14 protein-coding genes are annotated in these 12,700 nt (G+C 43.1%); 11 read left to right on the top strand and 3 right to left on the bottom strand.

Features of this window, described 5'->3' with window-relative positions; translation table 11 throughout:
* Positions 1-58: 58 nt before the first annotated feature.
* From MHB69_RS18410 to MHB69_RS18385, 6 genes are all read left to right on the top strand, one after another.
* Entirely contained in the window at positions 59-1,369 is a 1,311-nt protein-coding gene (locus MHB69_RS18410; protein WP_041118250.1) for a PTS transporter subunit EIIC, read from the top strand.
* Positions 1,370-1,400: 31 nt separating this feature from the next.
* Positions 1,401-2,834, top strand: coding sequence for a glycoside hydrolase family 1 protein (locus MHB69_RS18405; protein ID WP_144496456.1), 1,434 nt, complete (start codon positions 1,401-1,403; stop codon positions 2,832-2,834).
* Between the two features lie 12 nt (positions 2,835-2,846).
* A complete protein-coding gene (locus tag MHB69_RS18400; RefSeq protein ID WP_024423899.1) occupies positions 2,847-3,170 on the top strand; it encodes a PTS sugar transporter subunit IIB in 324 nt (107 codons plus the stop codon).
* A gap of 19 nt (positions 3,171-3,189) precedes the next feature.
* A complete protein-coding gene (locus MHB69_RS18395; protein ID WP_024423898.1) occupies positions 3,190-3,519 on the top strand; it encodes a PTS lactose/cellobiose transporter subunit IIA in 330 nt (109 codons plus the stop codon).
* 80 nt (positions 3,520-3,599) lie between these two features.
* Positions 3,600-4,433, top strand: coding sequence for a polysaccharide deacetylase family protein (locus MHB69_RS18390; RefSeq protein ID WP_251027170.1), 834 nt, complete (start codon positions 3,600-3,602; stop codon positions 4,431-4,433).
* Positions 4,434-4,754: 321 nt separating this feature from the next.
* A complete protein-coding gene (locus tag MHB69_RS18385; RefSeq protein ID WP_024423896.1) occupies positions 4,755-5,123 on the top strand; it encodes a VOC family protein in 369 nt (122 codons plus the stop codon).
* Positions 5,124-5,167: 44 nt separating this feature from the next.
* On the opposite strand, the gene ribD is transcribed toward MHB69_RS18385, so the two are convergent.
* Genes ribD through MHB69_RS18370 form a run of 3 tightly spaced genes read right to left on the bottom strand, consistent with a single transcriptional unit; the run spans position 5,168 to position 7,878 of the window.
* Entirely contained in the window at positions 5,168-6,259 is a 1,092-nt protein-coding gene (ribD, locus tag MHB69_RS18380; protein WP_070326188.1) for a bifunctional diaminohydroxyphosphoribosylaminopyrimidine deaminase/5-amino-6-(5-phosphoribosylamino)uracil reductase RibD, read from the bottom strand.
* The gene (locus tag MHB69_RS18375; protein WP_034281353.1) at positions 6,246-7,007 is read right to left on the bottom strand and encodes a GTP cyclohydrolase II; all 762 of its coding nucleotides are present in this window, start codon (positions 7,005-7,007) and stop codon (positions 6,246-6,248) included. The genes ribD and MHB69_RS18375 overlap by 14 nt, the downstream gene beginning before the upstream one ends.
* A 16-nt stretch (positions 7,008-7,023) precedes the next feature.
* The gene (locus MHB69_RS18370) at positions 7,024-7,878 is read right to left on the bottom strand and encodes a VOC family protein (RefSeq protein ID WP_070326187.1); all 855 of its coding nucleotides are present in this window, start codon (positions 7,876-7,878) and stop codon (positions 7,024-7,026) included.
* 177 nt (positions 7,879-8,055) lie between these two features.
* On the opposite strand from MHB69_RS18370, the gene MHB69_RS18365 reads away from it, so the two are divergent.
* The 5 genes from MHB69_RS18365 (at position 8,056) to isdE (ending at position 12,680) form a co-directional block, all read left to right on the top strand.
* Positions 8,056-8,388 (top strand): helix-turn-helix domain-containing protein, encoded by a 333-nt coding sequence (locus MHB69_RS18365; protein ID WP_034281352.1) that lies wholly within the window; start codon positions 8,056-8,058, stop codon positions 8,386-8,388.
* 365 nt (positions 8,389-8,753) lie between these two features.
* Positions 8,754-9,212, top strand: coding sequence for an NEAT domain-containing protein (locus MHB69_RS18360; RefSeq protein ID WP_034281350.1), 459 nt, complete (start codon positions 8,754-8,756; stop codon positions 9,210-9,212).
* Positions 9,213-9,232: 20 nt separating this feature from the next.
* Complete coding sequence (gene isdC, locus MHB69_RS18355; protein ID WP_342495833.1) at positions 9,233-9,886, top strand: heme uptake protein IsdC; 654 nt, start codon at positions 9,233-9,235, stop codon at positions 9,884-9,886.
* 19 nt (positions 9,887-9,905) lie between these two features.
* The gene (locus MHB69_RS18350; protein WP_070326186.1) at positions 9,906-11,717 is read left to right on the top strand and encodes an NEAT domain-containing protein; all 1,812 of its coding nucleotides are present in this window, start codon (positions 9,906-9,908) and stop codon (positions 11,715-11,717) included.
* A gap of 75 nt (positions 11,718-11,792) precedes the next feature.
* Positions 11,793-12,680 (top strand): heme ABC transporter substrate-binding protein IsdE, encoded by an 888-nt coding sequence (isdE, locus tag MHB69_RS18345; protein ID WP_070326185.1) that lies wholly within the window; start codon positions 11,793-11,795, stop codon positions 12,678-12,680.
* Positions 12,681-12,700 lie beyond the last annotated feature (20 nt).

Below are 12,700 nucleotides of genomic sequence, written 5' to 3'. Positions count from 1 at the left end.
TTAAAATAACATCAAAAAGGAGGATGATCACGAGTTTTTGCAAAGGGGGAGACGGATCATGAGCTTCAAGGAGAAAGCGGCAGATGTCATGGGGCATGTGGCTTATCGCATCACCAACCAGAAATATATTATGGCGATTAAACAGGCATTTGTGACACTGATGCCGATCATCATTACAGGAGCTTTTGCTGTACTGGTGGCGAATATGATCATGAGCCCGGAAACAGGGCTTGCTCATTTTGAGATATTCAGGTTTTTAGCAGAGCTTCAGCCTATTATGAAGGCAATCAATTATGCCACACTGAACTTTTTAACCATTGGGGCTGTGTTCCTCATTGGGATTGAGCTTGGGAAAATCAACGGTCACAAGTCTCTGTTCCCAGGATTGATGGCATTGATTTCATTTATATCTGTTATTCCAACGACACTTCTTCTTGAAGTCGATGGATCGATGCGTGAGGTTGTTGACGTGTTGGCAAGACAATTTTCTGATCCAAAAAGCTTATTTTTAGGGATGATCATTGCGATCGTATCTGTGGAGATTTTTTGTAAGCTGACCGAGGTGAAATGGCTGCAAATCAAGATGCCGGATTCGGTTCCGTCGAATGTGGCAACGTCTTTTTCGTCACTTTTCCCATCGATCATTACAATTACAATCATTAGCTCATTTGGCTTTGCATTTCACCGGTTGACAGGCATTTATCTGCATGAAGCAGTGTATAACGTGGTGCAGCGTCCGTTAGAAAGTGTTGTACAGGGGCTGCCTGGGATTTTAACGTTGATGTTTGTGGCGCAATTTTTCTGGGTGATCGGCATTCATGGCAACCAGATGATTAAGCCGATCCGGGAGCCGCTCTTATTAGGATCGATTGCAGTGAATATGACAGCATTTCAAGAGGGAAAAGAGATACCGAATATCATCACGATGCCGTTTTGGGATGTGTATATGAGCATCGGTGGTTCAGGTGTGACCATTGGTCTTTTGATTGCGATTTTTATTGCTGGGAGAAGGGAAGAGATGCGAAGCATTGCCAAGCTCTCATCTGGACCCGGACTGTTCAACATCAATGAACCCGTTATTTTTGGATTACCTGTGATGCTAAACCCTGTGATGGCGATCCCATTTATCGTCACGCCCCTTGTGACCGGTACGATTGGGTATATTGCGACGGCTACAGGATTCGCTGGAAAAGCGGTCGTGATGGTGCCATGGACGACACCACCGCTTGTGAATGCATGGCTGTCCACCGCTGGCAGTATGGGCGCTGTCATCACACAGCTTATCTGCATTGGAGTTGCTGTTTTCATCTATTTACCGTTTGTTCTATTGTCTAATCGCAAGCCAGAAGCAGCACCAGATTCAGAATAAACATTCAGACGAAGAAAAGGGAGGCGGCGACATGAACAGAATTGAGATTCCAAGTGATTTTATCCTAGGTGCTGCGGCTTCTGCTTGGCAGACCGAGGGATGGAAGGGAAAGCGGGCGCATCAGGACTCGTACATCGACTTATGGTATAAGGAAGGATATCACGTGTGGCACGAAGGCTATGGTCCTGCTGGTGCGACAAACTTTTACGAGCGCTACCCTGAAGATGTCGCCTTAATGAAAGAGATTGGGCTGACACATTACAGGACATCGATCAATTGGTCGAGGTTTCTCATAGATTACGAGAATGGGATAGTGGATGAGGCCTATGCTCGTTACATTGATGATCTGATCAATGAATTAATCGCATCAGGTGTAGAACCAATGTTTTGCTTAGAGCACTATGAACTTCCTGCTGTTTTGCTTGAGAAGTACGGCGGATGGTCATCAAAGCATGTTGTCGAGCTGTTTGTTCTCTATGCAGAAAAGGTGTTTGAACGCTACGGAGACCGAGTCAAGCATTGGTTTAGTTTTAATGAACCGATTGTTGTTCAGACACGTGTTTATCTAGATGCGATACGATATCCGTTTGAGCAAAATACGAAGAAATGGATGCAGTGGAACTATCATAAAGCGCTGGCAACAGCAAAAGTGGTGAAGCTGTTTCAGGAGATGGGCTTGAAGGAATCGGCAGGAGCCAAAATCGGCGTGATTCTCAATCCAGAAGTGACGTATGCAAGATCGTCTGCTCCCCATGACCAAAAAGCGGCACGTATGTATGACTTGTTTTTTAATCGAGTGTTCCTAGATCCTTCCATCAAAGGGGAGTATCCAGAGGAACTGATCGATGTGTTGAAAAAGCATGATATTCTTTTCGATTCCACAGAGGAAGAGCTTCAGATCATCAAGAATCATACGGTGGATGTTGTTGGGCTTAACTTGTACTATCCGCATCGTGTCAAGGCACCGAGTAAGGCTTGGAATGAAGGGACGCCTTTTCATCCATCCTATTATTACGATATGTTTGAGCTTCCAGGGAGAAAAATGAATCCTTTCAGAGGCTGGGAAATCTACCCGAACATTGTCTATGATATGGGGATGAGGATAAAAGAAGAATACGGAAATATTGAGTGGTTTGTGGCCGAAAATGGCATGGGTGTAGAAAAGGAAGAACGGTTTAAAACAGAAGACGGTATCATTGATGATCAATATCGCATTTCATTTATCAGCCAGCATTTGAAGCGGGCACTTCAAGCGAAAGCAGAAGGATCAAATTGCATAGGCTATATGCTTTGGGCATTTACAGACAATGTCTCACCGATGAATGCCTTTAAAAACCGCTACGGATTAGTCGAAATCCAGCTGGAGAATGAACGAAATCGTCAGCTGAAAGCATCTGCGTATTGGTACCAGACATTAATCAAAACAAGGGAACTGCAGGTTGAAACAGAAGTCATTTATCAATAGGAGTGATGAGAAATGAAACGAATCATTCTCGCTTGTGCAGCAGGAATGTCAACGTCTATTGTGGTGTCCAAAATGAAGGCTGCCGCAGAAGCTAAAGGGCTGGATTACTATATTTATGCTATACCTGAAGGAGCCATTGCAGATGAACTAGAAGAGCATGGAGAGGATGTACAGGCGATTTTACTTGGACCGCAAGTAAGCTTTATGAAAAAAGCAGCTGAAAAAACGGCGGCACCCTATCAAATACCTGTCGATGTCGTCAATGTAAGATTATACGGAACAGCAAACGGAGAAAAAATTCTAGAGCATGCACTGAAACTAGCAAATGAATCTTGAATAATTGGAGGAGAAGCAGATGACGGTATTAGAGGAAATGCAGGGAGCAGCCTTTCAAATCATTGCCCATGCAGGCGAGGCAAGAAGTCATTATGTAGAAGCGATTCGTCTAGCAAGAGCGGATGATTTTGAAAAAGCGCAGCAGTTGATCGAAAAAGGGGAGGAAGCGTTTCGAAGCATCCACAACCTGCATCTGTCGCTGATTCAAAAAGAAGCGGCAGGTGAACAGCTTCCTTTTTCTTTACTGCTCATACACGCAGAAGATCAAATGCTCACAACAGAGACCATTCATCTGCTCGCCATCGAAATGATCGAAATGTGTAAAAAAATGAATACCCTGTCAAAATAGTTGTCAATGAATAACCAATTTCTGTTATAATCATTCGGTAGATAAAGAGAAAGCAGGATTGGTGAATGAAGAAAACATGTATGCTGATGACGATTGGTCTTATGCTGCTGCTCATTTCGGGCTGTATGGGAATGAAGGAGCAGGCGGGAGGAAGCCAGCAAGTCATCAAAGAGGAAAAGGGTCGATTACAAACAAAAGACATTCAGCAGAAAAAAGAAACGGCAGTGATAGAGACAAAAAACTGGATCAAGCAAAAGGAGCCGGTCGAGCTTCCGATTTTGATGTATCATAGTATCTCAAGCGGCAACTCGTTACGTGTGCCAAAGAGCGAATTTGCAGCTCATATGAAATGGCTGAAGGACAACGACTATGTCACACTGTCGCCAGAAGAGGTGTACCGCGTTTTCACAACAAATTCGATGCCAAGTAAGAAGAGTGTCCTCATTACATTTGATGATGGATATACGGATAACTATACAAAGGCATTTCCGATTTTAAAGCAGTATGAATTGAAAGCAACGATTTTCATGATTGAGCAATCCATTGGCCGTCCAAATCACTTAACGGATGAGCAAATGGACGAGATGATGGCACATGGGATATCGATTGAGAGTCATACGATTCATCATTTAGAGCTCAATCGATTATCAAAGCAGCAGCAGGAAGAGGAGTTAAAAGGATCAAAGACATTCTTCGATCAGCGATTTTCTCAGCGTACGAGAATGGTCAGCTATCCTGTCGGGCGCTATAATGAAGAGACGTTGAAGCTGGCGAAGGAAGCCGGATATCAAATGGCTGTCACCACTGAACCAGGACATGCGAAGAAGGAACAAGGCATGATGTCATTGCACCGCGTCCGTATTTCACCGGGACTTTCACCAGAAAGCTTTGGCAGGCTGGTAGAAGGGAAGTAACGATCAATGTTTCACATGAAAAATTTTTCGACAAGTTTCACCAAAATGAATCACCGCCCATACACCTTGACATGATATGTCTTGGTTTCAACTGTTATTACAAGACACTTAGATAGACAGAACTTTCATGACCGTGGGAGTTCTGTTTTTGAAAAAAATACTGCATTGTCATTCAAACCCTACATCGTATGAAACACCTCAAAGAAAGTCACCAAGTATCAAGCCCGCCAATGAAGTAACAAGTAAATTTTCTCAGCATCGCAAAAACTTAAGACACACTACATAGAAAAACCAATTGAGAAAAGAAAGGGAGAGGGGAATATGTCAAACTTTTTTGGAATCGACCATGTTCAACTAGCTGCCCCAAAAGGCAGTGAAGAGAAAGCTCGTTTGTTTTTTGGTGAAATTTTAGGGATGAAAGAAATACCTAAGCCTAGTAATTTAGCTAAACGCGGAGGTGTCTGGTTCCAATGCGGTCATCATCAGCTTCACATTGGCATTCAGGAACATTTTCAAGCTGCAAAGAAAGCTCATCCAGCTTTTCTTGTAAAGAGTCTATCGGAATTAAAAGAGGTATTATTGAAGCATCAGATTAGTATAAAAGAAGATGAGCCATTGGAGGGAGCCAATCGGTTTTATGTAGAAGATCCTTTTGGGAATCGAATTGAGTTTTTAGAGAGAAGAGACTAGAAGACAAAAATAAGGCTGTCGAGATTTTCTCGACAGCCTACTTGTTATTGATAAACGGGATAGCCCGTCATTTTGATATCTTTTCCGAGTGGTTCCACGGTGAGTTGATCCAGTTCAATGGCATCACTCATGAGGCGTATGCCTTCGCCTCCGAAAAAGGAAGGGGAAAGTCGTCCTCCAATGAGCTTAGGCGCCATATAGATGACGAGTTTATCTACAAGCTGCTGCTCTAAGAATGAGGCGTTAATCTGGCCGCCGCCTTCAATCATGAGAGAGGAGATATTTTTTTCTCCCAGCACTTGAAGCACTTCTTTCAGGGGCACCCGCGTGTCGCTGTCTGTCATGAAGACACGGACGCCAGCTTCTTCTAAAGCCGCTCGTTTTTCCTTATCGGCTTGCTTTGTTGTAAAGATCCATGTAGGTGCCATCTGATCCGTGACGATCTTTGCTGTCAGTGGTGTTGACAGCTTAGAGTCTAAGACAATTCGAATCGGATTATTCCCATTTGGAATCCGCGCAGTTAATGAAGGATCATCGTGAATGACGGTTTGAGCACCGACCAAAATCGCATCATTGATACTGCGGATATGGTGAGCATCACAACGGGATGTCTCAGATGTAATCCACTTGCTGTCAGACGTGGCAGAGGCGATTTTTCCATCTAAGGTAATGCCTGCTTTGAGCGTCACAAAAGGTGTTTTTTTCGTAATAAAGTGATTAAATACTTCATTCATCAGAATGGATTCCTGTTCAAGTACGCCTGTGATGACTTGTATGCCTGCGTCTTGTAAAATGGCAATCCCGCGGCCAGCGACAAGCGGATTCGGATCAAGTGCCGCCACGACAACAGTTTCGACGCCGGCTTTCACAAGCGCTTCCGCGCAAGGGCCTGTGCGGCCATGGTGGGAACAAGGCTCGAGGGTCACATAAATAGTGGCTCCTTTTGCTTTGTCTCCGGCCATGTTGAGTGCATGAATTTCAGCATGCGGTTCACCGGCTTTCATATGAGCACCGACTCCAACAATTTCATTCTCTCGCACAATCACAGCCCCGACGAGCGGGTTCGGAGATGTCTGACCTTTCATTGCCCGTGCATTATCAAGGGCTAGCTTCATATATCGCTCATGATGTGGCAATCGTACGCACCTCTTGCTCCGCCTTCATGTGACCTGAGCGGTTGATTTTTGTCTGCAAGTATTTTTCGTTAAATTCAGAGACATCTCCCCAAAGCGGAATGCGTCCAGAAAGAGATAAGCCTGCATGGCTGATCGCATCTGTCTTTTTCGGATTATTGGTAATGAGTCTGACTGGCTTTGTACGAAGTGTTTGAAGAACGGCAATGGCTTCTTCGTATTGACGTGTGTCATCTTCAAAACCAAGTGCTTCGTTCGCTTCTACTGTATCGTAGCCGTTTTCTTGAAGAATATAAGCCATGGCTTTACTGAAAAGACCAATGCCGCGGCCTTCATGATTGGCTAAGTAAAACAGGGCTCCTGCCCCATTGTCCTCGATCATTCGCATAGACTGCTTCAATTGGAATCCGCAGTCACAGCGCTTGCTTCCGAAAATATCGCCAGTGTGGCAAATGGAATGCATGCGGATAAGGGCTTCGTCAGCTTGCTCAAAATCCCCGTATACTAGAACGCTTGACTGCTGATGATCAGCAAGCTGGCGGGACGAGAGGCTTTCAATTAAAGCTTCATCTGACAATGGCTCTCTTCCATCGTCTTTTAACCATGAATACCAGTTGAACATGACGGTTCTGCCGTCTAAATTCACTGGCAGTTTAATGGGTCCAGTGATATATATATACCCGTCTTCTTGCTGTACTCGTTTGATTTTATCTTTTAATATGGCTGTTTTAAGCTCTGTGTGTTTGTCCATATTCTGCACCTTCTTTTTAGTCTGTTTCTTCAATCTGTAAACGAACGAGAACGCCAAATGGATCAACAAATTCGCTGCTTTTTCCTGTCGTGTTGACTTGAGTGCCTGCTTTTGTCAGGCGTTCGATGACGGATTGTCTGTCTGCTTCTTCTGGGAAAACCAGTGTATAGCTTCTAATTCCTGAAAAACGTGGATCAATGGCTCCTTTTCGTCCGCGTCCCCATGCATTAAATGCAAGGTGGTGGTGGTACACACCAGCAGCGATAAATAGGCTTGCTGGTGGAGCCATTCGGATATGAAAACCGAGCGTATTGACATAAAAGGAATCTGCTTCTTCTGGGTTGAGATGAAAATGCAAGTGTCCCATCACTGTGCCGGCAGGGAGTCCTTCCCATGTGGTATCAGCGGCTTCCTGCAGGAGTCCATCTCCATCAAGCGGCGCATTTCCGCCACCTTTCAGTTCTCCATGCTCACCTACCCAAATGTCCTCAGGACGGTCAGCATAAATTTCTACGCCAATGCCGTCAGGATCACTTAAATAAATGGCTTCACTGAAAAAGTGATCGCTTGCTCCAATTAAAGGATAGCCTTTTTTGATCACATGTGCCAGCCATGTGCCCAGGTTTTTTCTGGTAGGTAATAAAACAGCAAAGTGATAAAGTCCTGGCTCATGATCAGGCTTCTCTTTGAGCTGTGCATCTTCTTTTAACAAAAGAATCGGTTCCTTTGCATTGCTGCCAAGTGTCACCGTGGAATCTGTTTTTTCTAATATAGTAAATCCTAAAATGTCTGTATAAAAAGGTAAAGAACGATCAAAGCTGGACACATGTAATTCTGTCACACCCAACCTTAGCTGCTCAATTGTCTTCAAGCTCGGTCATCTCCTTCATGATATATGCATCGGCATGTTCAAATGTTTTTGAAAATCTATAAAAAATGAATACCTTGTTACTTTTAGTAACTAAACTATATAATAGTTAGTGACTTATTTCAAGTAATTAATTGTGTTATAATGAAAAAAAGAGAAAAAAGCAGGAGGGAGTAAGATATGGCTCAAGTAGATGGCTGCCCAATTACAGATGCCATGGAGATTCTAGGCAAGAAGTGGGTCATTCTCATCATCAATCAGCTTCTGACAGGGCCTAAGCGTTTTTGTCAGCTTGAAAATGAAATGAACATCAGCGGAAGATTACTATCAGAAAGGCTGAAGGATTTAGAAGCTGAGGGACTTGTTGAGAAAAAAGTATATCCCGACATTCCAGTGCGGATAGAATACGAATTAACAGTGCAAGGAAAGAAAACTGAACCGATTATTCGTGAAATGTATGCATGGTCTTTAGAGCGTAAAAACAGCAAAATAGAGGAACATGTTCCTTCTTAATCGATTTCGATCAGTGTGTCTGATCGAAATTTTTTTGTGTGATTTTCCAGAAAACTAAGACAATAGTATGAAAAATGATATTGACAATTATTTCACCCATTATATAATATCAAGGAGAAGAGGGTTCTTTTCCCTGTAATGGAATGGAGGTTATGCCATGGTATTATGAATGGGACAGATTGCCTAAAACTCTTATCCATCATTTAGAAGCAGACATCTTTGACTTTAGGAAGCAAAGATTTATTTTTTCAACTCAATTGATAATGATTATCATAATCATCTATAAGTGTGTTCCAGCACTTATGAAGGTTATTTTTTTTATTGTCTATTGAGAATAATTATCAATATCATTTAGGAGGGCTCACATGAAAGTCATTCGTTCAACGTCACCCGTATTATTATTCCTTAGTTTTGTTCTATTATTTGCTCTAGCTCCTGTTAGCTCAGCCTCAGCAGCTGGCTTAGCAGATGGTCAATATTCAGCGCAATATGTGGTATGGAAAGCTGATAGCGATTCGACTTCAACAGCGAATACGTATTTCGAAAAACCAGCCAAGCTTGTCGTAAAGGATGGAAAAATCAAAGCGCAAGTCACGTTAACGAATAGCTCTTGGATCACAAGCTTTAAAACGCTCGATCAAGGTGTCTATAAAGATGCGAAGGTGATCAGTACAAATACAGCTGCTAATAAGAGAACAGTAGAATTCAATGTGAACAGCCTGACTGAGGCCGTACCAGCAAAAGTGAGTGTGACTGTACCGGCTATCGGATATACAGGCAATTACGACATTCGCCTCAAGTTTGATGCGGCATCTGTTCAATAGAAAGGGAGGAAATTCGCTTGATGAAAAAAAGAATGAGGCTGTCAGTCTTCATGGCGGTTTTTTTACTGGCACTTATGCTGCCTTTTTCAAACGCACAGGCTGCCGCATTAAAGGATGGTACATACTCCGTCAATTATACAGTGCTAAAAGCTGAAGGAAATGCGGTCTCAATGGCAAATGATTACTGGCTAAAACCAGCAAAAGTGATAGCGAAAAATGGGAACCTGAAAGTGCAAATGACAATTAAAAATAGCAGCTGGGTAACGGAATTTAAAGTACCGGGAAATGGCGGCTATGTCGATACAACCGTTCTCTCAACAAATAAAAAAGCCAATACAAGGCTCGTTCAGTTCCAAGCTCAAAGCTTGTCTAAACCAATCAAGTCAAAAATTCATGTCACTGTGAAATCTGCTGATTATGATCATGATTACACCATTCAGCTGAAATTCGATGAAAGCAGCATCAAGTCACTTTCGTCTAACAATGCAAATCAATCAGCGGGTGCAGCAGAAAGTCAGCAGCCATCAAAAGAATCAACGAACAAAGCTGATTCATCCACGAAGAAACAAGAAGAAAATCCTCAGACTGGTGATACAAGCCAGACAGGGTGGCTCCTTGTGCTTGTCTTATGTTCAGGCGGGTTTTTAGCAAGAAAGTGGATCATCAAGCATTAACGGAAGGAAGTGTCACCATTTGAAACGTCTTTTTCATCTAAAGGCAGCCATTCTGCTCATTTTATTCAGTTTGTTGACTGCGTTTCAGATTCCTCAAGGAACAGCTCAAGCGGCATCATTCGTTGATGGTGAATACACAGTTGGATTCACCGTTTTAAAAAATGGCAGCACAGAAGCGTCCATGATGGATACTTATACAGAAAAGCCAGCTAAGCTGATTGTGGAAAATGGCAAGAAAACAGCCTATGTCACACTGAAGCAAAGCAAAGAAATAACAGATTTCAAGGTCGAACAAAATGGTGCTCTCGTTACCACTGAAACGGTCAGTGAGGACGAAACAGCCAATACACGTGTGATCAAATTTAATGTCGACGACTTATCAGCGAAATTAAACGGCTGGGTGAAAATTTACTGGGATTTAGGCGGCTTTATTTATGACGAAGCATATGACGTACAGCTTGCATTCGATCAAAGCAGCCTCACACTCGTTACGCCTGCAAAACCAGATGATAACGAAACAAAACCGGATGACCAAAACGGTACAAAGCCAGACGATAACGAAACAAAACCGGATGACCAAAACGGTACAAAGCCAGACGATAACGAAACAAAGCCGGATGATCAAAACGGTACAAAGCCAGACGATCAACCGACAAAACCAGGTAATAACAATGGCACAAAACCAGATGATTCCGCGCAAAATCAATTAAAAGATGGCGTATATCGTATCAATTACAGTGTACTAAAAGGGGATACGGATGAGGCATCTCGAATGAGTGATTACTTCTCACATCCTGCATCCTTAACTGTCAAAAATGGAAAGCAAACCATTTCCTTTACGGTGAAGGACCATAAGTCTGTCGCTTCTTTAAAAACAGAGAAAAATGGTTCTTATCAAGAAGCCAAAACAGTCAGCAAGGATGAAGCAAAGAACACAAGAGTGGTTTCATTTGATGTAGATGATTTGAAAAAAGCGGTAAAAGGAAAAGTACACATTGTAGTAGCAGCCGCTAACTATGACCAAACCTACGATATTCGTTTTCAATTTGATTCAAAGAGTATCGCTCCAGTGAAGGACGGGCAGGTGGTAGAGGAAGAAACACCAGCTGCACCAGAAACACCAAAACCAAACACACCAACAACAGAAACAAATAACGGCGGAGCAAATCAAGAGACGGCTCAGCTAAAAGATGGTGTATACAAGCTTCCTTTCTCAATGAAGAAGGCAGACAAGGATGAGCTTTCTCGCATGAACGATTACGTTGTGAGTCCTGCGACACTGGTTGTAAAAAATGGCCGCCATTTCGTTTCATATACAGTGAAGAACAGCTCAGCGATCACGTCATTCCAAGTAGGAACAGGCGGAAAGTTTGAGGAGACACTTGTCGCGAAGACAGATCAAAAAGCAGATACACGCGTCATTCAATATGAAGCAAAAAGTTTAAGTGGAGCTCAGGCTGCACGCGTAAAAATTGATATTCCAGCTGCGAACTACCATGAGCAGTACGATGTCAAACTCGTCTATGACACAAAAGGAATCGCTCTCGGTGAGGGAAGCGGAATTGCAACGGTCATTGGAGACGATGAGAGTATCGGCTTTATCAAAAATCCAAATGATCACGATTCTCAAACGAATCAACTTGAGAATGCAGTACCTGAGGAAACGGGTGCGGAGCAGATGACATTTACGCCATCAGATGATCAAACCAAATCTGAGTCTGGACAGCTGAATCCGAAAACGGGAGATACCTCTCTTCTTTGGGTGTATATTCTTTTATTCGGCGGTTCGTTATTCGTACTCGTCAGAAAATATCAAACACGGACAAGATAGACTGTTTATTTTATGTGAGATGCGCCATTTATGCTGGCGCATCCACTCTCTTTTTTCGAAAGGAGGCTTCTATTTTTGAAGCATCGAATATTATGTACCTTGATCGCTGCCTTCAGTGTGTGCATGATCTTATCGGGCTGCTCACAGTCAGCTGAAAGCTCAGCAAAAGGCAAAAAAAGCGCTGAATCAAGTGAGCGCATTGTAGCAACGACTGTAGCTGCTGCGGAGATCATGAATGCTTTAGAGGTGGATCTTGTCGGGGTGCCAACAAGTCAAAAATCCTTGCCAGCTCGTTACAAAGGACTGCCGGAAGTCGGTAACCCAATGAGCCCGGACATGGAAATCATCCAATCACTTCAACCGACAGATGTCCTGTCTGTCACAACCCTTCAATATGATTTAGAGACACCCTTTCAGCAAGCAGGTGTCCCTGCCACATACCTAAATCTCGAGAGCATGGCTGACATGGAGAAGGCCATCACGAAGCTTGGAGATCAGTATGACAGAAAGAAGCAGGCTGAACGCATTGTGTCTGAGTTTGAGCAAAAAAAGAAAGACATTCAAGAGAGGACGAAAGGAAAACGCAAGCCGTCCGTTCTGATTTTGCTTGGTGTGCCAGGCAGTTATTTGGTGGCGACAGAGAATTCATATATTGGTGATCTTGTGCGTATCGCAGGAGGAAAGAATATTGTCAAAGGCGAGAAAATGGAGTATTTGGCATCCAATACGGAATATTTACAAAAAGCCAATCCAGATATCATTCTCCGGGCCGCACATGGGATGCCAGACGAAGTCGTCCAAATGTTTGATCAAGAATTCAAAACAAATGACATCTGGAAACATTTCAATGCGGTCAAACAAGACCGGGTGTATGATCTCGAAGAAAGCTTATTCGGGACAACAGGCAATTTAAAGGCAGCAGAAGCATTAGATGAATTGACTCGTATGTTGTATCCGTCATAAGCGGCGAATCTTAATGATAA

The sequence above is a fragment of the Bacillus sp. FSL K6-0994 genome, assembly GCF_038630815.1.
Taxonomy (GTDB): Bacteria; Bacillota; Bacilli; order Bacillales; family Bacillaceae; genus Bacillus; species Bacillus safensis.
The sequence above is the reverse complement of the archived record's forward strand: the minus strand, read 5'-3'. Positions and strand labels throughout refer to the sequence as shown.